At 64.0% G+C, this 22,436-nt stretch carries 14 protein-coding genes and 1 pseudogene; 7 read left to right on the top strand and 8 right to left on the bottom strand.

Annotated features, from left to right (window positions below):
* Window positions 1–9: 9 nt before the first annotated feature.
* Window positions 10–957: an NACHT domain-containing protein gene (locus ACIHAO_RS19005; protein WP_396559483.1), complete on the bottom strand. Its 948-nt coding sequence runs from the start codon at window positions 955–957 to the stop codon at window positions 10–12.
* 424 nt (window positions 958–1,381) lie between these two features.
* Here ACIHAO_RS19005 and ACIHAO_RS19000 point away from each other — a divergent pair.
* Window positions 1,382–1,891, top strand: a pseudogene (locus ACIHAO_RS19000) (IS701 family transposase); the annotation flags it as partial.
* Between the two features lie 454 nt (window positions 1,892–2,345).
* Here the strand turns inward: ACIHAO_RS19000 and ACIHAO_RS18995 are convergent.
* Both ACIHAO_RS18995 and ACIHAO_RS18990 read right to left on the bottom strand, forming a co-directional pair.
* Entirely contained in the window at window positions 2,346–2,969 is a 624-nt protein-coding gene (locus tag ACIHAO_RS18995) for a hypothetical protein (protein WP_396559481.1), read from the bottom strand.
* Window positions 2,970–3,332: 363 nt separating this feature from the next.
* Window positions 3,333–3,545 carry a PadR family transcriptional regulator gene (locus ACIHAO_RS18990; RefSeq protein WP_396559479.1) on the bottom strand — a complete coding sequence of 71 codons (213 nt, stop codon included), beginning with the start codon at window positions 3,543–3,545 and terminating at the stop codon, window positions 3,333–3,335.
* Between the two features lie 1,067 nt (window positions 3,546–4,612).
* Between ACIHAO_RS18990 and ACIHAO_RS18985 the strand changes: the two genes are divergently transcribed.
* From ACIHAO_RS18985 to ACIHAO_RS18970, 4 genes are all read left to right on the top strand, one after another.
* Entirely contained in the window at window positions 4,613–5,557 is a 945-nt protein-coding gene (locus ACIHAO_RS18985; protein ID WP_396559477.1) for a DUF4231 domain-containing protein, read from the top strand.
* A 166-nt stretch (window positions 5,558–5,723) separates the two neighbouring features.
* The gene (locus ACIHAO_RS18980) at window positions 5,724–9,353 is read left to right on the top strand and encodes a DUF4062 domain-containing protein (protein ID WP_396559475.1); all 3,630 of its coding nucleotides are present in this window, start codon (window positions 5,724–5,726) and stop codon (window positions 9,351–9,353) included.
* Between the two features lie 149 nt (window positions 9,354–9,502).
* A complete protein-coding gene (locus ACIHAO_RS18975) occupies window positions 9,503–10,591 on the top strand; it encodes an IS630 family transposase (RefSeq protein WP_396559473.1) in 1,089 nt (362 codons plus the stop codon).
* 608 nt (window positions 10,592–11,199) lie between these two features.
* Window positions 11,200–11,451, top strand: coding sequence for a hypothetical protein (locus ACIHAO_RS18970; RefSeq protein ID WP_396559471.1), 252 nt, complete (start codon window positions 11,200–11,202; stop codon window positions 11,449–11,451).
* Window positions 11,452–11,680: 229 nt separating this feature from the next.
* On the opposite strand, the gene ACIHAO_RS18965 is transcribed toward ACIHAO_RS18970, so the two are convergent.
* Window positions 11,681–12,193: a toll/interleukin-1 receptor domain-containing protein gene (locus tag ACIHAO_RS18965; protein ID WP_396559469.1), complete on the bottom strand. Its 513-nt coding sequence runs from the start codon at window positions 12,191–12,193 to the stop codon at window positions 11,681–11,683.
* Window positions 12,194–12,553: 360 nt separating this feature from the next.
* Here ACIHAO_RS18965 and ACIHAO_RS18960 point away from each other — a divergent pair, with 360 nt between their 5' ends.
* A complete protein-coding gene (locus tag ACIHAO_RS18960) occupies window positions 12,554–14,257 on the top strand; it encodes a toll/interleukin-1 receptor domain-containing protein (protein WP_396559467.1) in 1,704 nt (567 codons plus the stop codon).
* Window positions 14,258–14,957: 700 nt separating this feature from the next.
* Here ACIHAO_RS18960 and ACIHAO_RS18955 read toward each other — a convergent pair.
* From ACIHAO_RS18955 to ACIHAO_RS18940, 4 genes are all read right to left on the bottom strand, one after another.
* Entirely contained in the window at window positions 14,958–17,024 is a 2,067-nt protein-coding gene (locus ACIHAO_RS18955) for a hypothetical protein (protein WP_396559465.1), read from the bottom strand.
* Window positions 17,025–17,114: 90 nt separating this feature from the next.
* A complete protein-coding gene (locus ACIHAO_RS18950) occupies window positions 17,115–18,875 on the bottom strand; it encodes a hypothetical protein (protein WP_396559463.1) in 1,761 nt (586 codons plus the stop codon).
* A 239-nt stretch (window positions 18,876–19,114) separates the two neighbouring features.
* Window positions 19,115–19,831, bottom strand: a complete 717-nt coding sequence (locus ACIHAO_RS18945) for a hypothetical protein (protein WP_396559461.1) — start codon at window positions 19,829–19,831, stop codon at window positions 19,115–19,117.
* Window positions 19,832–20,134: 303 nt separating this feature from the next.
* Window positions 20,135–20,968: a hypothetical protein gene (locus ACIHAO_RS18940; RefSeq protein WP_396559459.1), complete on the bottom strand. Its 834-nt coding sequence runs from the start codon at window positions 20,966–20,968 to the stop codon at window positions 20,135–20,137.
* 143 nt (window positions 20,969–21,111) lie between these two features.
* Here ACIHAO_RS18940 and ACIHAO_RS18935 point away from each other — a divergent pair, with 143 nt between their 5' ends.
* On the top strand, window positions 21,112–22,110 hold the full coding sequence (locus ACIHAO_RS18935) for a DUF4238 domain-containing protein (protein ID WP_396559457.1): 999 nt from the start codon (window positions 21,112–21,114) through the stop codon (window positions 22,108–22,110).
* Window positions 22,111–22,436 lie beyond the last annotated feature (326 nt).

Here is a 22,436-nt window from a genome sequence, read left to right as displayed (position 1 = left end):
AGTCGGAGTTCAATAGTCGCTGTAGACCTTGATCCACTGCTCACTTGTAGCGTTCGACGTCATCTCTCGCAAGTAGCCAACGGCTCGATCGAGCTCGATATCCTGAGCCTCAGCAACAGCCACTCCGGTGAGCACGCCGCCAGCTTCCTTCACGGCTGAGTACTCCTCAGATCGGCACGCCAGTACGAGGTCTTGACCGCCCAGCGTGTGCTCGATGTCCTGCAGAGCCCGGACGCGCACCTTTTCGGCAAGTTCATCTAGGCCGTCCAGTACCGGCAGCAGCCGACCTTGTGTTACCAACCGCTGAACGATCCGCAACCACTCACCGCGGTCCAGATCCTTCTTCACGTACTCGAATGAATCGTCTGCGATCCGGCGCGAGATCCAGTCCCTGAGCGCAACTGCGTTCGGGTTCCAGGAGGACAACGAGAGTGGCACGGGCACAGCCAGTTGCCGATACTGCGGATGGTCAAGGATCTTGATCACCACGGATACCGCGAGTGTCGACTTGCCGCTGCCCGGACGCCCTAGAAGCACCATGCGCCGCCTCGGCCGCAGCTGCATGAACTGATCGACGATCGCCGAGACATCTCGCATCGTCCCGGAGATCAGCAGGTCACTATCACCCAGACGGCCCGCAAGATCGGTCCGCGGTAGCCATCGGACGGCAACGAGGTCGCGCTCAGTGGCTACGAACCGATGTACGAGCTCCTCACTCCACTCGACGCGCACGGCATCCGCGATTCGTTGCAGGGCGTCAGGGGCCTGAAGCGTACGTTGAGTGTGAGGCAACACTTTGTCCACGAACACAGTCGTGATCACGCCCAGTGCGCTTGCAACGGCAGCCATTCCAGCGACTTGAAGGCCTTTGCCAGTTACGAAGAACCAGAGGCTTGTGCCGACAAGCACGAACACGGCCAGCACGGTGAACGCGCTGGCTACGCGCTTACGGTTCATCGCCGCCACCTCACTGTAGGAACCAAGTCAGGTCATTATGGGAGTAATCGACGATGTATCCATTCCCGTTAGCGTTTACTCCAAAGCGCGACAAGACCCCGTCCGGGGGCGTAGGATCTCAGCCCCCTCAGCACCCGTCCGTGGCCAGGGTTAGGCCAAGCGGTCGAGGCAACGTAGCCGACCTTCGCCAACGTCCGCTGTGCGTCACCGCCCTCCGCCATCGACTCGTACCTAGCCTAGCTGGGGCGCATTTGCGCGTATGCCGACGCGGCTCGGCCACCAGGTCGTGTCGGACCGTGGGTTCGGAGAACACTGCCTGCCCCGGCTTGTCGAGGACTTGGTCAGTGCTGGGGCTCACCGGCGCGACCTCGTAAGAGCGCGCCTGGGCGCTGAGTATCGGCGTGGGTCATGTACCTGCGGGGCGTGGCTGGAAGACCACGACGCTGCGTATGTGCTGGCCACCAAGGTCAACGACCTGCTGGACACCACCGACGGTGGTGAGGCCCGGGCGGACGAGCTGATCGCGGACCTGCCCGCACGGGCGTGGCGGCGGCTGTTGGTCGGGGCCGGCGCGCACGGGCCCCGCGAGTACGGCTGGGCGCGGATCCCGCTCGGGACCGGGTGGCGGGCCGGGCGCGGGCACTGGCTGCTCGCCCGACGCTCACTCTCGGACTCGACCGAGATCGCTTACTGCGTCTGCTACGGACCCCGCCGCTCGACCCTGCTGGACCTGGCCTGGATCGCCGGCACCCGCTGGCGGGTCGAAGAATGCTTCCAGCAGGCCAAGAACGAAGCCGGACTCGATCACTACCAGGTCCGGTCCTGGCGAGCCTGGTATGCCCACATCACGCTGTCGATGCTGGCCCACGCCTGGCTCGCTGTCTCCCGAGCCCTGGCCGTAAAAGGGGAATCGGTGTCGGCGAACCAGACATGATCGGATACCCGCAACCGGAGATCCGGCGCCTGCCGACCAGACTTGTCCTGCGTGTCACCGACCCCGCCGAGCACGTCTGGGCCTGGTCATGCTTCCGCCGCCGACGACAACACCAACCCCGCCTCAGCCACTACGAACGACGCGGCTACCCACTCACCTGACTGCCGTTGCAGTACTAGGCCGCGCTCAACCGGTTGGACCAGGCGAGTCGACCATGTGCCAGTGATTCGCCAACACCGCACCCACCAAACCCATGTCGACTGTTTTTACCGGGTGATCGACCAAGGACGCAGGTAGGGGGTCAACATCACCAGGGGGCGCGGGCGCCCAGACCGCCCCGGTGGTGCCCCATGTGGCGCCCCCACTTTCACGAACTCGGTCGCCGCCCGGTTGCCGAGAACCGCCAGCCGCTCGCGGCGCAATGTCAGGCGTAAGGCCCACTAGGACGCGGGACTCAGCCCGGCAGCAGGCGCTTTAGCGCCTGTGTCACGCCGACGCCCTTAGCATGCCTGAGTAACCGATTGCCGGGTTCCCGATCGCCCCACGCCTTGATTCCAGTGCTGCCAGTGCCGGTCTCGTAGTGTTGCTTCTCAAAGTCCATCGTCTCGACGTCGGAGCCACTCAGGTCCGACAAGCTGTGCTTATGTGTGGTGAAAACCGTAGTGCGGCCATGAGTATTACTCATGACCTCAGTTTCCGTCAGAATGATCTTCTTTAAGTTGCCGTCTGCGAGCAGTGCTACATAGTGCCGTTCGTGGTCGGTCTCCTGAACGGTGTAGGTGCGATCTTTTGTGCTGTGTTCGATGTGATGATGACGTTCTTCCAGCACCCAGTGGCGCCCTACGACGTCAACACGCTTGCTTACCGCGACCCGCTCACGCTTGTCCTCTACTTTGGTAAACAGGTTGAAGAGGCCGTGCTTAGTCTCGATCTGCTTCGTGACGGTTTGATACTCCGTGGCGGTGTAGAAGATGCCGTTCTCGGCAGGCGTGCGAGTCTCCCGAGCAACGCGCCGCGCAAAGGCGCGGATGCGAGACCAGTCAATAGTGGACGCGTAATAGGCCTGCCGATCGGGCATCAGATCACTTACCGCTCGTTGTGGGCCGGTTGCTCATGTCCACGCCCTGTTCGAGGTCGTCCTTGCGCTTGTCCCGCTCGTCCTGGGACTGCTTCTTGGCTTCAATGACGTCTTTCACGTCTTTGATGATCGCGGGCGGTTCCGGAGGAAGATTCAACGGCATTCGTGCTCTCCTGCCTTTCGGTGGCTTTGGTTCCGGCTGGACCGCTGTAGGTCGGCGAGCTTCCCGGAAGCGTTACGTGTCGATGTGTCATCAACTCTCGCCGCCCACTTCACGATCTTGTGGGCCAGCCAGGGCGACACCTCGGTGCACTCGTTGACCAAGTCCGAGGCCGACTGTACCTACTACGTTCAGCCAACCGTTCACGAAGCACCTCCGGGCAAGAAGCGGCGGCGAATCGCCGGCAGATCGACGGTGGCCGGTCGGCGCTGGGCAAGCAGTGCGGCCGCCTCGACCCTGCCGGTCGGTGTCAGCCGGTAGTAGCGGCGGCGCGGCCGGGCTTCTCCAGCGGGTAGTTCTACCCATGTCCCGACGATCCACCCCCACTCCTCCAGGCGGTCCAGGACGCCGTACACGGTGGGCCCGGAGCGCTGATCTCTTTCATGATCGTCCAGCCATGCGGGTCTTGATGCTGCTGAAAGCCCGCGACGAGCACCTCCGGTACGACTGCGCCCTATTTCTGTAATCAGCTGCGCGCTTGCTACCGACCACCTTCTGATTCACAATGCAGCGGCCGGCTCGATCGCCGCCATTGGGGATGACCGCGAGGCATGTCCCACATCGCCAACTGGTCTGGTGTTGCACTGCCGTCGACGCGTCGTCCGAGTCGCCGACCCGTTGTACCTGGATCAGTGGCGGGAACAGGTCGGCTGAGTCGACGGTGATGTCACACTTGCTGACAATATCCTCGAAGACAAGTCGCCGGGTTCATAATCAGGTGCCCGGGGACGAGCCGAGATCGCTTGGACTGCAGCCGGGTGTTCTCGCGTCACCAGCGGCCCCGGACCTCGGGCCGCTCAGCTGGGCCTGTTCGCTCTGACCTTCACCCGTAGGTGAACTGGAACCCGGTCGGTGCACCCGGGGGATCGGTGCACCGACCGGGAGTCAGGCAGGCCGAGGAGGATGGGCGCGCTTGGGGAGTCCGGACGCCGGGGTGATCCAGCCGGACTTGACCGTGGTTTCGCTGCCGGTAGACCAAGGTCGCTGTCCCAACAACACGTTGGGACAGCGTTGCTTATGCGCTGATCCCGCGCCAAACTGACGGACGGTCGTGAGGCGAAACGCAGAACTCCCTATTCGTCGACCTGTGTCGACATCCACGCGACGTACAACGCACGACGGCTTCCAGATGTGCGGGGAGGGCCTCGAGCGAACGCGAGTCGCAGAAGCTCCCGATGAGCGCCGCGCCTTGTCGTATGCGCTCAGGGCGTCGTCGAAATGCCCGAACGAAGCGGAGCGCTTGGCGCGAGTCGCCAAGGACCGACATCCGCGTCAGGAGAGGAAACAGCACGAGGAGTTCGCCACCTCGCTGATCGTGTACGAGCCTCGGCGCACAACCGCGGATACACCCGAGCTGCTGGAAGGACTGCCCGACCGTCCGCAGCTGCAGTAGTGCGCGGTTCGGAGATCGACGACGGCCCTCGTGGCTAGGATCGATGATGTTTCCCCTGAGGAGGTCGTTCCTGTGGTCAGTGTCGAACGAGGTCTCACCGATGCAGACCTCCCCGGGTTATTCGAGGCCGCAGACGCAGCGTCACTCGAGGGCCAACGACGGTACGTGACGGCTGTCCGGTTGAGCCTGGTTCTAGCAGTCGTGGCGGCGGCAACGGGCGTCGTCTCTTGGACGGTCGGGACGAGGGGAATAGACCTGGCGGCGTTCGGCACTGCGCTCGCGTTGGTCGGTATCTCGGCGACCGAGATCTACGTCAGCTCCATCCGACCCTCCGACCAGTGGTACGACGGCAGAGCCTTCGCCGAGTCCGCCAAGAGTCTCGCGTGGCGCTACAGCGTCGGCGGCATCCCGTTCGCAAAACAGGACGACGAGGACTCGGTACGCCGACGCTTCGGCCACCAGATGTCACGCCTGTTGGAAGAGGCGCCGCAGACGAGCATCAAGCCGTCACAGCGTCCGGTCGTCACCGAACGGATGGCGGCGCTGCGCGCCAGTGATCTTGCCACCCGCAAGGCCGCCTACCTCGAATATCGGATCATCGACCAGCTGAACTGGTACGCCAGGAAAGCCGATCACAACGTGAAACTCGCCGGTCGTTGGCGCATCGCGCTGCTGGTGATTGAGGTGTTCGGCATCGGAGCCGCGATCGTCAAGGCATTCGGTTACCTGTCCATCGATCTCGCGGGCGTTGTCGCGGCGGTCATCGCGGCTGGCACGGCTTGGGCAGGCTTGCGACAGTTCTCCACACTCGCACGGGCATACACCTTCGCGGCGAATGAGTTGGCCATCGCCCGGGAACGCCTCGAACTCGACGGCGACGAAACGAGCTGGGCGGCGGAGGTCGCCGACTCCGAGGAAGCCGTGAGTCGCGAGCACACCATGTGGCGGGCCTCCCGGTCACGCACGTCGAGCTAAACGCGCTCATCGGTGTCAGCTCGGCTCAGTAGACGCACCTGTGCTGGCCGGCTGACGAAACACTGGGGCTTCTGACACCGAATAGGCGGTATGAGCGCGTTGCGAAATTGGGCGAACCAGCGTGGCTGACAGCGGTTCGGCACCTGCCGGTTCGGGGTGGCGGCGGATGCCCGTGTTCGTCGCCTCGACATTTCGAGACATGGACTACGAACGGGACGTCCTCGCGCGGGTCGTGATTCCCACTGTCAATGAACGTCTCCGCGAACGTCGCGTTGGCGTGTCGTTGTACCCCGTGGACCTGCGGTGGGGCATCGAGACGGACGACAACCATGATCTTGAGACGCGTCAGCGGTTCATCCTCGAGACCTGTGTCCGCGAGGTCCGCCGCTGCTGGCCTTTGTTCGTTGGTTTGGTGGGCGGGAAGTTCGGGTGGATTCCACCGAAGGAGCTGCGGGAGGCCGCCCTCGAGACCGCAGGCCTGGTTGATCCGGGTTTCCCGCTTTCGGTGACCGCCCTGGAAATGGTGGTTGCGGCACAGGCCGCCGACGGAGTGGCGCCTATCCTGCTGAGCCGACAGGTGCCGGACGGCGGTCCGTCGCCGATACCCGATGCGGACCCGCCCGAACACGAGGGCCCCGGCCTGCTGCGGGCATACCTCGCCGGATTGGGGTATGACTACCGGTTCTATGCAGCAGAGTGGCGAAGCAGCGACCAGCGATATGAAAGCGCGGAGTTCGCGGCCGTCGCGACAGAAGCCCTGCTCGACACCGTGAACCGCCTCGTCACCACTCAGGACGCGACCGGCTGGTTGACGGCTGAGCTCGGGGTCCAGCAGTGGACCGCCGAACGCGAGGCGCGGCAGTTCATCGGCCGTGCCGACGAGCTACGGTTCGTCGGTGGCTTCTGGGGCATGTCACTTCGCCCGGACGAGCAAGACATTGGCGATGACCCCAACAGCCCGTTGTGGAGGATGCGCCACCAGGTCGGGGCCAGCACGATCGCGGTCGTCGGCGCGTCGGGGTCGGGTAAGTCGGCGCTGCTCGCGAAGGTCGCCACCGACCTGCCGATCGACGGGTGGCTCGCGGAGAGATTCGAACCTGCCCGAGCCTACGTTCAGGTCGGTGCGACGTCGGCCAGCGAACGTCTGCCCGTGTGCCTGTTGCTGCTGCTCGCCCAGCTCGATCCGGCGGCTGCCCAGTCCCTGGCCGAGCACCACAACCCGGACAGCGTTGAACTCGACGACGTGCTGGACACGTGGCTGACCGTCCTTGAGAGGGGGACTCGGCTGTTCGGCCCGCTGATCGTCGTGGACGGTCTTGATCGTTTACGGGGTCAGCTGATCGAGAGCCAGCCCATGGCCTGGCTACCCATCAGCTTGAGGGACCGCGTTCGGGTCGTGGTGTCAGTTGCCGACGACTCGTTCGAGGCGACGTTGCTGACGTGCCGGCCCTCGACTCATGTGCTTCCCCTCGGCGACCTCGACCGCGCGGACGCACTGGAACTCGTCTGCAGTCGGGTCGCGGCGCACCACCGGGCCGTCCCGACAACAGTGGTTGACGTTCTCGTCCGACAGGCGACCTCGCCGCGCTGGCTCGTTGTCGCCACCGACCTGTTGCTGACCCTGATGGCACACGACTACCTGGTGTTGCGCCGGCTCTCGGCGGCAGACGTGGACCCGGAAGTGGCGATCCGCCGCCTCCTCGAGTCGGTCGCCACGGAGTTGCCTGCCAGCCTCGAGGGCATTCACGAGGAGGCCTTCCACCGCCTGCTTGACCTCGTGGACGACCGGCTCGGATGGGTGCTCGGCATCCTAAGTGTGTCGGTTTTCGGACTCGGCGAGCAGAACCTCGAGGCACTGCTGTCGAGCATCGGCCCCGGTGCGAGCGCAGTAGACTTCGCGCTGTTCCGCGATGTGCTATCCGTACACGTGAACGTCATCCGCGACGAGTGGCGGTTCGCCCACCGCAGTGCCGCGGAAGGGGCGGACCGGATGCTCGACGCCGCGTCGGAAGCCGTGGGGCAGGACGTGAGTGTCGGCTACCGGCGCGGGCTCGTCAGTCACCTCGTCGGTCTCCCGCTCGACGATCCAGTGAGGTCGCGCGAGCTTCTCGTGCAACTGTTGTTCCTCGAGGAGGACACGGCCCTGGCCAGATGCCTTGCGGACGACCAGCTTGCCAGTGACCAGGCGGTCCAGATCTTCGGCATGGTCCTCGGCACCATCATTCGTACCGACTTGCGGGCCGGCCGCCTGGTGCGCCTGATCGCGGCGGCCGCCGAGGGTTGTGAACGGCTGACGACGGTCCAGGTGATCAGCGCTCATGTGCTGCCCGTGCTTGGACGGCACGAGTCGGTGGAACTCGCCGCGCACTGCCGGGAGGCCCTCGCTCAGACCCCGCCGCAGACACGAAGTCGGTTCGGTTTGGAACCCGCTGACCTGGAGCATCTCCTGGCCGCGGTCGTCGTTGATTCACTGGCGTCCCGCGAACCGGCCGCAGTGGACACCTGGTTCGAAGCCGCCCGAGACGGTGCTGCCGGACTGCGCGACCTGCCCGACCGGACGGCGCAGCAGACAGACATGCACACCTGGCTCGCCGTCGGTGCCGAGCTTCGAGCGATCACCGAGTACACCTTCGCGGTCAACGGTGGGTTGATCACGTCGTACCCGGGCGACCCGTCCGTGGCCCGCCGCCGGCTCGACGAGGCACGTGCACTGGCTGAGTGCATCGACGACCGGTACGCGGGTATGCGCCACTACCTACGCCATCTCGTGGCGATCGCTACCCGGGCCTCGGCAGCGACGTGGCCGAGCGCCGGTTTCCAGCCCGAAGATGGGGACTTCGGCAAGGTGCGGGCGCTGACAGACCGGACCCGCGGCAACGCCGACTTCGTACACCTGCTCGCCATGTGCGCACGCGTGCACGCGCTCGAGCAGTTGGCGACGCTCAGCGACGACACCGAAGTCACCCCAGCGGACGCGGTAGCCATACACACCGCGCTGGAATTTCTGGAAGAAGCGATCTGGCAAGTCAACGTGCAGCTCGCGATAACACCGGATTCCGTCGCGGCCCGAACCATTGCGATCCAATGCGACGCGCTGCGGACAGCGTTGTTGCACGCATGCGACCAGCACGCGTCGGCAGCGCGCGCCGGAATCAGGACCTGCCTGGCGCCACGCGCGGTCGACGTACTCGGGCGGGAGAACTTCATCAAGCTTGCCGGAGACATCCTGTTCGACTGGATTAAGTCGACTGTGGACGTGAGCCCCGTACCTCTGATCGACCGCATGATCCTTGAGACGAGCGAGTCGACCACCGAGCCGCCAGTCGAAGTGATCGAGGGGATGCTGCTGATCACGGCGCTGACCGCAGCTCGTCGCCTCGGCGAGATGGACGGGGCGATCCGCGTGGTCGAGAGGTCACTCGCGCTGGTTCGCTCCGGCGTCCTCGACCCGAGCAAGCTGCCGGTCGACGAGATCGTCGACGAGGCCGTAGCCGAAATAGAAGACGACCTGCTGGAGGCGGCAGAAGAAGGCGAAGGACTCGACGACGAGGACCGCGCCCTGCTGGCCCAGGCGGCGAGCGGCGCCTACTGGCTGCGGTCCGCGCTCATGAGGCACCGCCCGGCCCGACCCGCCGACCTCGCCGGCGCCACCTTCGCCGCGTCGCTGTCCGCGAGCCTCGGCCACCCCGACCAACGCGTTAACGCCCAGCGACTCCGCTGCCTGCTTGCCTCGTCCGACAAGGACCCGCGACGTCGGCGGCTCACCGCCCTCGCCGACAAACTGCTCGAAGGGTAGGTGGGTCAGCAGGCGCCACTGAGGCGGCTGAGGGTGATCCGCAGCATCCGGTGATCACCCTAGTGCCTCGTCAAGAAACGTTGACGTTGTCATCGGGTCGCGTGGACATCCGGGCTGGTGATCGCGAGGCTTGCCGGTGGAGGTGAGCGATGGCGCGTAAGCCTGAAGTATTCGTGCGGTCGCTGGAGCCGAAGGAGGCTCAGCGACTGGTGAAGATCACGAGGTCGGCTCGGGATCGGGTGCGGCTGCGGCGGTCCGGGATCGTGCTGGCCTCGTCGCAAGGCCGGTCCGCGGGTGAGATCGCGGTGATGTTCGCCGCGACCGAAGGCTATGTGCGGGAGGTGATCCACGCGTTCAACGACTCCGGGTTCGCGGCGCTGTCCCCAAATTGGAGGGGCGGCCGACCAGCTAAGTTCGGGTCGGCCGCCCGTGACCAGATCTGCCGCGTCGCCGCCTGCAAGCCCGCCGAGCTGGGATTGCCGTTCACGACCTGGAGCCTGACCAAACTGGTCAAGTATCTGGCTGAGCACGCGTGGATCAGAACGAGCACCGAGACCGTCCGGCAGATCCTGCGCAAGGCGGGCGTGTCCTGGCAAGCGACAAAGACCTGGAAAGCCAGCAAAGCCCCGGACTTCGTCGCCAAGAAGAACCGCATCCTCGACCTCTACGATCACCCGCCCGCAGACGGGCGTGTGGTCTGTGTCGACGAGTTCGGGCCGCTGAACCTGCAACCTCGCCCTGGCCGCGGCTGGTTTCAGACCGGCCGCCCGGCCCGGCTGCGCGCGACCTACAGCCGCACCAAGAGGGTCCGGCAGATGTTCGCCGCGCTCGACCTCGCCACCGGGCAGATGTTCTACCGGTTCCGTGATCGCAAACGCTGGCCGCAGTTCCTCGACTTCTGCAAGCAGCTCCGTCGTCGCTTCCCGACCGGGAAGCTCTACCTGATCTGCGACAACTACGGCCCTCACGGCAAAGCCGAGGCCAGAACCTGGTGCGCGGCCAACGACATCGAGCTGGTCTACACACCCATCAGCGCATCCTGGCTGAACTGGATCGAGTGCGAATTCACCGCAATCCGCTACTTCACCCTCGACGGCAGCGACTACCCCAGCCACACCGCTCAGGAAGCCGCCATCGCCAGCTACCTCCGCTGGCGCAACCGCCGCTGCCACCCCAAACGCCACTTCGCCGTCCACTCCACAATCCGCCGCCCGAATTACCTACCCAACGTTGCTTGATACGGCACTAGATACCTGGCTGATTCAGAAGAGTTCGACGAAAGGACGCAGAATCCTTGACAACACGGGCAAGCAGATCAGTGTCTCTTGAATAGTCTCATACTTGCTGGTCGCGAAGGAGGGAAGTCGGGGGCGTCCTAGCTATCCTCTGCGAAGTAGATAATACGGCACGAGCCGCGCCCAGCTCCAAGTACACGTTGGGACTGTCGTCGGAGATGTCAGCCAGCACGATCCGGGCGCCGCCGATGAGTCGTAGATCTGGCGTTGGACCTGTCACCCTTGATGTATTCGCCTTGTATGCACGGCATGGTGTTGATCGTTTGCGTGAGGTCTTTCACGGCGGCCCGTAGCGTGCGATGGTGAGCAGAAGTTCGCGATGAGGAAGACGTACGGTGCTTGGCTTCGGCTCGACTCTGTCTTCCGAGAGCATTTCGATGGCATCGTCAAGCGGGCCCTGTTGGCCCGGCGCTTATCGTGGTCGAGGACGAGGTGGCCAGGTTGGTCGCGGACCTCCGGTGGCAGGTCCATTCGTCCGTCGGCAACCGCCAGGGCAAAGGATACCTCGCGATGCCGCCAGCGCCCACTCCCGCAGGCCGTACTTCGATGCCTTGGATGCGTTCGGCAGCAGGAAGGGCAGCAGGAAGGGCGGCACGGTGAGGAACGCACCGCATCCCCTCGATTTCGGCGATGATCCGGTTCTCGACCCAGAAGGTGTGGTCCTCCGAGTCGTCGATCAGTTGCAAGCCAGCGTTCGTGAGCTCGGAGCGCACCGGTTAGGCGCGGGCTATATCGAGCTGCCATCGCACGCCACCCACCTCTCAAAAGTGACGGGGGTGGGCGAGGGTTTTTCACGGCCGTGAAGCCTGTCATTGCCTGGGTGAGGCTAGTGTCGAATGACGTCGAAGATACAGCAGTCAGCGCTCGACCGACGCCCGCGCCGTCGCTGCGGAGCCGTTAACTAATGTCAGTGCAACTTGATGATGCTGCCTGTGATTCCGCGGCAGTCGGGTTCGCCAAGGATTGATGTGAGGCGATGCTCAGGTAATACGCTCGCCGCAGCCTGATGTGAGCGGTGTGCCCTGGTCGTCCTTAGTCGCTCTCAACCAACATAAGCTCGTTATCAAGTGTGACCAACTCGGCGATCTTAGTGGCAATGGTTTCCATCGAATCGTCCGCGGTGTCCAACCCATTTCGGGAGCCAAGCAAAGGGCTGACTTTCCGGACCTCATCGTAAGTTGTCTCGTGCACGACAGGGATCAGCTGGTCGCGTGCTAAAAGTTCTGAGAGCTCCTTATCGGAGACCCCCCGATTGTCGACACGTGTGAGGAACGCAGGAGTGATGAGTACGAGACCTGCTCGCGACTTCGCCAAACCCCTGTCGATCTCTCGCATGAACGGATAGCCGAGCAGAATGTCTTTCTCGCTGAACCAGACCGACACGCCTTTGGCTTCGAGCAGGTCGTTTAGTTGCGTTGCTACACCGCGCCGGTCGTCCCAGGCGTGGCAGAGGAAGAGGTCGCGACGTTCGGGCTGCCGACCTCGTACCTCGACCTTGCGGCGGTAGGGAGTCAGCGCCCGGACTTGGTCAGGTGTGTAGGTCACGGGTGAGCTACTCGGCGACCACCTCGGCCGCGTTCCGCCGCCCACAGATCCACCCCCGCCGCTCGTGACGCCTCCAACGCTAGTGCGCGGTGTATAGCTCGGCGACGGGTAGGAGGTCCTAGGTGGTGAGTAATTCCCGTACCTTCGGCCGCTGCAAGCAGGACAGGCCGCAGCCCCACTGGCCGTTCGATGACCTTGGACTGGGGCCGTGCATCTGCTCATGAGCACACTATAGGCGCCGGGCGGCAGCACAGGCGTGTTGCAGCATCTACGAAGGTAGCCGAGCTCCGCGGGCGTAACCAGATGGCGGGGCACGCCGATAGAGCGTGGTAAGCCCACCGACGGACCGAACGGGGACCGATGACGATCTTCCTGTCCTACAGCAGCCGAGACAGAGACTTCGTCCGCCGGCTCACGGGTGACCTCGGTCGGGCGTCGATCGACGTGTGGATAGACGAGCGGGAGTTACGCGTCGGCGAACGGCTGACCGCAATCGGCGAGGCCATCGCGCGGGCAGATCAACTGATCGTCGTCGTGTCTACCGCGTCGGCGAACTCCTACTGGGTCGCCGAGGAAATCGACATGGCGGGCGCCGCAGGCGTGCGGGTGCTGCCCGTCCTGCTCGAAGACGTGCCGCCAGACTGGGCACCCCGGCTGTCAGAGATGGCTCACGCGGACTTCCGTCGGCCAACGGAGTACCGTCGAGCCACCCACAGGCTGGTCGCGGCCATCCAGGATGTGCAGGCGCACGAGATATTCCTGCGGGCCAAGGAAGCGGTGGCGCTCGTGCGCGCCGAACACGCACCGGTGGGCGAGCTTTTCGGCGTCTCGCAGCAGGGTGTGGCGAACCTGTATTCACTGGCGAACACCCGAGACTGGGAGTTTGCTGACACCACCGACGGCACCAGCCGGTTTTGGATCACTGAATTCCATGACGGCGAGACGGGGGCGATCCACTCCTTCGCCGTCGTGGACGGCCGCGTGGAGACGCTTCCCATGCTGTACCGGTACGACACTGATCCGGCGCCGGTGGCTGGGTCGGTGGTCGTGATGTCTTGCGCGGTCAACCACTTGAAAGGGATGTCCGAAGAAGAAGCGGCGGCCCACGTTAAGAGGCACCGTGACAACACGACCAACATCACCAGGCGGTACACCCGCTTCAGACCGGTGCCGCTGGTCTGGCCGTTCGTGGATTCGGATGTCGCGGTGGCCGCTGCGCTGGCGAGTTCAAGCGATCTCGACCGCTCTGCGGATCTGATGACGCTAACTCGACTGGAACGGGACAAGCGGGCAAGTGGACGGCCGACGTGGGTGGTGGCGTTCTTTGATCCCACGCTGACTGAGAGCGTCCGGGCGGTCGCCATCAACGCCGGCACGGGCGAGGTTCTCGAGCCTGGAGCGCGCACTGAATTGCTTAACGCCGACTTCTTCTCAATGCGTGCGGACGGAGCTGGCGGGTTCACCATCTCAATCGCCCATCAGCTGAGGGCGTTCAAGCGTCACCTTTGGGACATCCCGGAGCGGCTCACCGCCCGCGACGCGGTGGTCAAGGCCCGTGAACTGTTGGCGGCCCGGTACGGGGGGCGGTCGTGGCAGCTGGGCTTCGTCTCCAACACCGGTGTGGTGGAGAGCGTGGCGGCGCCGGAGATCTACTCACGCACCGACGCCCTGATGAACAGCGTTGGTCGTGCTGGACAATGGGTCGTCGAGGTGCTTGGACTGACGGCGACACCGGTCAGCGAGGACGGCCGGACCGGCACGGCCTACGACTACAAGCAGGTCCTGTGCACCGCTGGCGGCGCCGTCGAGCTACCGTCCGCCGAACGGCTTGTGTTGAGTGTACCGCTCTCCGCCACGCCGGTTCCCGGGCCTGACGAACTGATGGAAGCGGCCGACCGGGCTCGGGAGCGAGCTGTCCACGGTATGGCCGAAGGCTACACATCTGTTTCGATGGCCTTGACGCGAACGCCGCCCGAGGCGTCATGGATCTTCCGGTTCTATCACGGTGACGACTTGGTCGCCCGGACCGAGGTCTCGTTGGACGGCTTGAAAATTCTCGACTGACGTCCGGCTCAGGGTGTGGACTAGGACCGGGATGCCCGCCATATGAAGTGCTCGAGGCTGATGGCCTGCTTCGCGTCGGACAGTACAACTGGAGGCCTTTGGCCCCGGACGTCCTGGCGAACGCGGTGAGCGTCGTCGGCGAGTTCGTGCTGGAGCCGTTCGGCGACCCGGCAGCAGTCCACGATCGAGGGTCTCGGGCCCAGGGTCGAGGTCGAACACCAGCCGGTCCGGCGGATGGCGCGACGGTGGCGGGCCGGGGTCGACGGTGCACTGCGGGACGCGCATTTCCAGCGCGGCCCTGGTCGCCGCCTACACCAGGGCGGCCAGCGTTCGGCAGTTGAATGGTGGAGAGCCAGTCGGGGCGCTCCGGTGGACGTTCTTCTCTAGAACTGCTCGCCTCCGGTTCCGTCGCCCACGGTGCGAGCTTTGCGACGTGGATCGCGTCGTAAGTGGTCGTGGTCGGCGTGGTCCATCGGCGAACCTTTCCCGTCGCGGGCGAGGGCACGGTTTCTGTCGGAGGGCACCCTCACGGCAAGACGGTGTTCGACGCAGCGAGCCCGCTGCATACTGCTTTCTAACGGCTGGTGCTTCTCCAGCAAGGCGTTTCCAGCGTCTGCCCGTGGGGCGGGTAGGAAGCTTGTTCGGCTCTATGTTTGTGGTCGCGTGGATGGCCCTCGCGGTGCCTCAGATCTCGACAGGATCAGGTTGAGAGCCCGCTCGGCGTTGCTCGATTGCCGGCGATGACTCCGACCACGACCGATCGATTCAGGTGGGTACCTTGCGGCTTGTGTCGAGCTACCCACACCGATTCGTCGATCCTCGCTGTCCCGTCGGGGTGCGGGGCCAAGTCGAGGACGAGGAGTTGCCCGAGCGGTACGTTCGTATTTCCGTACTCTGCTGCTTGTTGCAGGTACTTCGCTTCCAGCTTGGCTCTGTCTGCTCGGGCCGTCTCACGCTTGATCTCGGTGAGGTACCGGATGGTTCCAAATGCAACGAGCACGTCTGCGCGCCCGGTGGCGACATCGCTCATCTCGACAGTGCAGAGGCCAGCCAGCGGGCCTGCGGCCAGCCACTGATGGTAGTCCTGCTGCAAGTCTTCTTCGAGTGGCTTCTTTTCGCCCTTATTCAGCAGGCGGCGGTAGTCCTTTTTCTTGGGCCAGCCCAAGGTCTTCGTTGTTAGGTCGGCTCGACTGAAGAGGAACAAGAGGGTTTGTTGGACGAGGAGGCTGAAGGTGCTCTTGGCTTCGCCGGTGAACGCTGGTGACTGGGCCAGTCCTTGGAGGATCGTTTGCAAGAGCGGGTCAAGCGCAGGGTGAGAGGTTCTGGATCGCGTGAGATCGCCGCTATATGCAAGTCCTTCTACGGTTCGAAGTTTGTTGTCATCGAGCCCCTCGGCGAGCAGGGCCGCCTGCTGCTCTCCCAGTACGCGGGTCAGCGACGGTGCAAGGGCGTATAGCCTGGTGGTATCCGGTGGGTGGTGGGGTTCGTCGTCACCCCGGTCGCCGTCAGCAGGACCTGACGAGGACGATCGTGGTTGTCGATCCCGAGCGCCAGTGGCGAGCAGTTCGATACGGGCAAGCAACAGTTCGGCGGTCTGCACGTCGAACGCGGGCGACGTGGACTTGGCGGCTTCAGTGATGGAGCGACTGAGCGCCAAGAGTTGGCTTTGCTTCTGCAGTATCGCGCCTTCGATGGCCGGTTCGATGATTGCCGCAAGGCCCGTGCTGTCCTTGCTGCTCGGTAGCGGCCGCATGGAACGGGCTTGTCGATACGCCTGGAGAACCGCATCGAGCGCTTCCCACACGTTGAACCAGACGGGGTGAGACAGGTAGTCAGTAGCGGCCTCCAGCACAAGGACCAGCCTGTGCCAAGCGAGTTCGGCTGCGAGCTTGGGACGAAGCCACGCGGGTTGATGCATGGCGGTCAGCCAGGCATCTCGCTGTTGGAGCGCCTCGGCAAGACGTTGCTTCGCATCCGTCAAGCGATATGCGTTCTGTGCACTGAACGCGAGGATTGCATCGCAGGCTGCCGCGTAAGCGCGGGCGTCATGGCGAGCTTCCTCAGCAGCGTCCACTGTGGCGAAACCGGCTCGCGCTGTCGTGAGCGACTCCATCGCGGCGGGCAGCGTCTCGGCTGACAACGCCACCCGCAGATGATCACATGCGAGCTCGAAAACCGCGTCGACGGCAGCAGCCTCGTGGTGGCGGAGCTGATCCAAAGCCTGACGAATTGGCTCCACGAACGCGGAGTTGTCCGCCCAACGGTCCATCGCGGCGCCGAGCAGCCGCGGAAGTCGTTCGGCGAACTCTTCAGGAACGTCGTTGCTGAGCGAGGTCAGACGACCAAGTACCGCGAAGGGGGTCACTGCGTTGGCGACGGCGAGGCGAACTGCACCCTCCAGCCGGCCGGCAGCCAAGAGAGGACTGTCGGCGATCGCGACAGTGAGTCCGTCGAGCAACGCATCATGCAGGCGTGCGCCCTGCGTCTGCACGGTGATAGGGCTCGCGAGCAATTCCTCCAGGCTGCTGGCGAGTGCCAACAGGCTGGTTTGATTCGACAGTCCCGTGACGAATTTGGCCGACGCGCCATCCCAGCCTGGCGGGCTAGCGCCCGCAGCTGCAGCAAGGGCTTGGGCGAGAACCGGTGCGAGCGGACTCGCTGCGATCTCTTCCGCGTGGTCGGCAACTGCAAGTTCGTCGAGTTCAGCCCAGGACGCGACAGCTCCATCCCCTGCGATCACGGCGAGCCGGTCAGCAAGCGTGGTCATCGGTGGCTCCAGCGGAGGGGCAGCGCCTCGTCTGTCCACATTGAGCGTCGACTACTCCGGCCCGCGAAGTGCAGCCTCGTTCCGTTTGCGTCACCATAGTGGATCGCCGGGCTTAGCCGCGATGACGCACTCGGCTGGAAGAGTCTCTGCGGCAAGCTGGAAGTCGGCCGTGGTGAGCAGCACCTGCAGCCCCTCCGCTGTAGCGAGGCGGTTGAGTTCACGGAAGATCACAGCGGCGTCGGCGTATTGGATTTCTTCTGCTTTCGGGCTGTCGATGAGGATTAGACCGGGATGCGTCGAAATGCCGTAGCGTGCGCCAACCCGTAGCAAAGCAACGATCACGGCAACACGGAGGCGAAGCTGCGCGCCTGGGTCCTGGTCCACGAATGGCTTTTCGGCACCACCACCCTTGATCACCTTTAGATGGGCAGCTCGGTCGATTTCCACGCTTTCCAACGCGGTCATGCCGAAGTGGTGCGCAAGGTCCACAATCTCCGCATTCAGGTCAGCGAACAGCTGGGACGCTGCACCCCTGCTCTCCGACTCCAAGACCTTGGCCGCGGCCTTCAAGACGGTAAGCGTGACGTCTCCATTGCCCGTCGATGTATCCGGCAGTTTGGGCAGGACCTGGAGTGCTCCTTCCCAGCGTGCCACCTCGACCTCCGCCGCGATCCGGTCGCGCGATGCCTTCGCAGTCGATGCGGTTCGCAGGTTGACCTGTACTGCCTGCAGTTCAGCTGTCAAGCGGATCAGATCCGCCTTAGCGGTCTCAAGTGCTTGCTTGGCAACTTTCTCGGCTGTTTTGCTGCCCTCGACGCGCTCCTTTGCCTCGACCTCAACGGCTTCGTCCTCGTTCTCGGCGCCGGCGACCTCGGTGGTGCATACGGCGCAGCGATGCACATCTCGTTCAGCTTGTCGCCTGTCTCCGCTGATCGGGGTTTCGCACCGGGGACAAGCGCTGGGGTTCAGGCCGTGGAAGAGCAGGCGTGCGACCTCGCTCTCCCGCATATCGTTGAGTGCCTTCTCGTCGAGCTGCCGGATTCTCCGAGCCTCTCGGTAGCCACGGTTGATCTCTGCCTGTTCGTCCTGGGCATCGGCAACCTGGCGGGCGAGCCGGGCGGACTTGTCCGCGAGTTCCGTCAAGTCGGGGCCAGGCGCGGCTTCCTGAAGTTGAGTGAGTGACTTGCGTGCCTCGTCGAGGGCTTTCTCAACACGGGTGCGTTCGTCTGCGCGCCCGGCGACTGCACGTTTGGTGTTCTCGGATTGCTTGTCTGCTTCGGCCTGGAGTACGTCGTGTGTTGCTTTGACACGTGCGAGGACTGCGGTTGCGGGGAGGTCGAGGAAGACCTGCAGAAGCCGTCCGGCCAGCCCTGCCATCTTCTGGTTGCCGAGTAGAGGACGATCCCGACCGAGCTGCAGATAGATCGCAGAGTAGTAGGATGGCCAACCGTGTGTCTGAGTTCGGACCCGCTCTGCGGTAGTGAACTTGTTGACGATCGGTTGGAGGTCAAGGCGATCGAGCATCAGCTCGGCCACTTTGACAGCGAAGTCATCCTCGTTGTCGGTTTCGATAAGTGCCAACAAGCCGCTGCCGCCGGCAGTCCCGTCTCTGCTGGTGAGTTGATCGGCGGTTGGAGCCGTGAATACGACTCCGGAGAGCAGGACCTCCGGAGTCAGGCTGAGTCGAAAGCCCATGGGTTGACCCGCGATGGTCGCGTCCAGTTCGAGTCGGGTCAGCCAGCGGCGGACGTCCCCTTGCAGCTTGGCCCGAGGTGCCCCGCGAAGGCACCAGGTGATCAGTTCTAGGACGCTGGTCTTGCCCTTCAGGTTGGAGGCGACCAGGGCCGTCAAGCCGTCGTTGAAGGTGAATGTCCGGTCGATAGGGCCCTCAGGCTGGACACCGACGCGGCTTCCGAGAATCCGGAGGCGATGGACGCGAACGGGGCGAGGCCGCGCGGGTGGGTAGGCCAGCGGCAGTCCACGTGTCGTGAAGACGTCCTCCACGTCCTCGCGAGTGGTCTTCGCCCGAGTCGCGATCCGAGCAGCTAGAGAACCATCCTGGTGAGATGGCGTATCCGCGGCGGACGAGCTCATACGACGATGTCCTCCCTGCCGGTCGAATCGGACTCCGACCGCAGGCGCTCCAGACGATCACGCGCTCTGGCGCTGATGCTCCCGATCCGTGTACCGCGCTCGGCCGTGGCGTACTCGGTCTGCAGGTACTGGCGTTCCTTCAACTCGTTGCCTCCACGCCCGTCCGCCAAGTCCAGCACCAACTCGATCCGCTCTACGTAGTATCGGAAAGGTGGTGCTTCCGCTACGACCGTCCGAGCGACCTCGCGCCCACGTTCCAGCAGGTAGTAGTCGTGACGCCAGGTCCGATCTAAGGTGCCGCGGCGCCGACGAACTACGAGACCGGCATAGCGAAGTACCGCCAGTGCGTCGTCCAGGGGCTCGTACGCGCCGAAGTGGTGGCGCAGCATCGGGTACCTGCGTACCTCTGGCTCCTCCGAGTCCAAGATTTGGCCGGCCAGGTCGAGGAGCCGTCGTTCACGGCTCTCCTCGAAGTCGTTGAGCAACTCGTCGGCCAGGAAGTCGGGATTGCGTACCCAGAAATCCAGCTTCTGGAGGCGGACCTGGCTCTCCACCACTCCGACAGCACCTGCGAGTGATGCGTCATCAGCAACCGGCGCTGGCAGCGGTTCGGCCGCACCGTCGATCAACAAGAGGATCCGGACAGCGTCCTGTTCGCGGCTCGTGACTGGATCACGGTCATTGCCAGCCTCGCCGTCGCTCAGATCATCCACAGTCCGTTAGAGTAGATGTCGGAGCGTGACGTCGGGGCTGTCAAATAGAGATCGCATGTGCTTCGTTACCTCGGAGGAACCGCTGACGCGCTCCATGATCAGGTCCTCACGGAACGTATCCGTTGCCGTTGATCAGCGAGCGATCGCGCCACGCCATCAAGTTTTCGCGCGCTAGGACCCTGCCAGGCACACGCTGACTAGCTGCCTTGTCGAACCGCAAGCGTCAGACCTTCGCAACCTGGGCACGGCCGGTTTGCGAGCTGGCGATGCAGTTCCAGTGGACACGCTGCGGCGCAGCGCGACCTAGGGAGCGGGGATGGCGGCGAGCTGATGGAGCACTCCGGCTGCACCCATCAGCAGAGAGATCGCGTCGGACCTGGTGTAGACGAAATCCTTCGTGACCTCGTCCGCGTGCGCGGCACCGCACGCCTGTGACCACAAGCCTTGCAGGATCACGCCCCAACGCACGTCCTGCGACCACTGGGTCGGGTCGTTCTGATCCTTGGGCGGCTTCGTCGGCCAGTGCTTGAGAGCCCGCATCCGTTCCAGAGCATGCCGGACTTTCACGACTGCCGGCTCATACTTGCCGTCAGTGATGAGTAGCTTTGCGTCACGTAGGTAAGCGCCGGCCGCCGATAGGAGGTCGCCGTCCGGCGGAAGCGGTACGGCGATGGTGACGGCCAGTGCGCGGCCGAGACCTTCGAGTTGCCGCCCCCACCTGCTCGTCGGAACGCGGATGGACTCCTGGTCGTGGGCGAACGGGTACTCGCCGAGCCCTTGGGGCAGGACGCCGGTCAGGTTCATCCGAATCTGTAGTTCTTGATCACCACGAGCCTGCTCCAGTGCAAGGACCTGTTGGTTGGACAGGGAACAGACGATGTCGACAGGACGGGCCCTGCCCGCAATCAGGGACACCGCGACCGGGACTACGTCGCCGAGCCACCGCGGCGCCGGATGCTCAACATAGAGTTCGCCGCTGAGCTGCAGGACCGTGATCCCGTCGGGGAGCGCGGTCGGTTCAACGAGAACAGGTATTCGCAGGCGATGAGCACCCAAACCAGCAGTGAGGGTTGCCGGCTCCTGGTCGGGAGCAGGAACGATCCTCAGCTCCACGCCTCCGTCGAACTTCAGGTGCACGGACGTCTCCCTCGTAGTCATTCTGTCCGCGCAGTGTCCATCACCGGAGCGAGGCCCGTGTACTCAATTGCATCGCATCGAGTCGTTGGCTCACCCGTGTCGACGAAACAAACGCCTTGACCTGGCGGAATAGCATCGTATGAGTGCCCAGACATCACCTCGTGCCGAGGTTCTACCTCCGTCGGTTCGCTGACGACAGGCAGAACCTCGTCGTCATCGACCGCCATCCGCCTCATCGGTCCCGGATGCGGCCGGTGAAGTTGATGTGCGCCGAAGAGGGCTACTACGCGATGCCAACCGAGACGATCGCCGAGAGTCACCGCGACGGTCACGATCCGGAGATCGTCGAGGGGCTGCTATCGAGGATCGAACACGAGACTGCTCGGGCGCTACCGCGCCTTCTCGACGGCCAGTTTCCCCCGACATCCGAGGACCGCTACGCGATCACCCAGTTCATCGCGGTCCAGATGACCAGAACGCAGCGGTTCCGCGAAGACACCGAGGCATTGATGACCTTGGCAGCGCAGCAGCACATCGAAATGGAATTGACAAACAACCCAGAGCAAATTCCTCGGTGGTTGAAAAGTCGTGGCGAAGCCCATGATGACGCTGCGGTCCGCGCGTTCCGGGACCGATTGGAGGGCGAAGGGTTCCCCAAGGTGAAACCGTCTCAGCCTTTCGCCGTCCAGGAGTCCCTCCGCATGGCGATGATTGACTTCCACCCGCGCCTGTTCCTGAGGCCCTGGCGCATGTTTCATTTCGATGCTGATTGCCTCGTGACCAGTGACAACCCAGTTGGCACCTGGTCACCGCAGCTGCCTGAAGAGCAGCCCATCGTTGACGGCCTCAACGCGACGATGATCGTGATGCCGCTGAACCGCCGGACCGCACTCGCACTCATGAAAAATGGCGCGGACCAGGCAGCTATGCTCCCGGCCACCTCGACGCGCGCCAAGCAGATCAATTTGGCAGTCATGAGCGAGGCGTCCAAGTGGATCTTTCACCATCCTGGTGACCGCCCGTTGGACAGCGTTGACATCCCACCGCGCACCGCGTTCGTCGACGAAGTCGTCGGCGTTCGCGCTCCCGGCGACGGCACGGTCCGGGAATTGCATCGAATAGTCAAGCGTCCGGTCCTCTAAAGACATCCGCTTCACGGGAAGCTCGCGCGGGACCTGACCAGCAGCCTTGCGCGCTGAGTATCAGCCATACTGCCTTCCGTAGTCGCACAGTGGCGGCGACCTTGACCGGGGCGGCGTCGGTGGTTAACCGGGTCGGTGGGGGTTGTCGACAACTGGCGACATCTGGCCCCCGAGTATCGATCTACGCGCGGACGTGGCGACCTGACGAGTTGTGCCGAATAAGGCTTCCACTCGATGACTTGTTTCCTCGGTTGGCCACCCACTTGGAGTCACCGTGACACGCCCGCGTGGTTCCTGCGAGGCATTGACCAGTGACCGTCGGCGTG

Source organism: Amycolatopsis sp. NPDC052450 (genome assembly GCF_044547565.1).
GTDB lineage: Bacteria > Actinomycetota > Actinomycetes > Mycobacteriales > Pseudonocardiaceae > Amycolatopsis.
Note: the sequence above shows the minus strand (reverse complement) of the source record. Positions and strands in the feature narration are given on the sequence as shown.

Bases quoted from the DNA above. Each gene is read 5' to 3' on its own strand.
- ACIHAO_RS19005 (WP_396559483.1), bottom strand. From the start codon at position 957: ATGAACCGTAAGCGCGTAGCCAGCGCGTTCACCGTGCTGGCCGTGTTC.
- ACIHAO_RS18995 (WP_396559481.1), bottom strand. From the start codon at position 2,969: ATGCCCGATCGGCAGGCCTATTACGCGTCCACTATTGACTGGTCTCGC.
- ACIHAO_RS18980 (WP_396559475.1), top strand. From the start codon at position 5,724: ATGCCCGTGTTCGTCGCCTCGACATTTCGAGACATGGACTACGAACGG.
- ACIHAO_RS18975 (WP_396559473.1), top strand. From the start codon at position 9,503: ATGGCGCGTAAGCCTGAAGTATTCGTGCGGTCGCTGGAGCCGAAGGAG.
- ACIHAO_RS18960 (WP_396559467.1), top strand. From the start codon at position 12,554: ATGACGATCTTCCTGTCCTACAGCAGCCGAGACAGAGACTTCGTCCGC.
- ACIHAO_RS18955 (WP_396559465.1), bottom strand. From the start codon at position 17,024: ATGACCACGCTTGCTGACCGGCTCGCCGTGATCGCAGGGGATGGAGCT.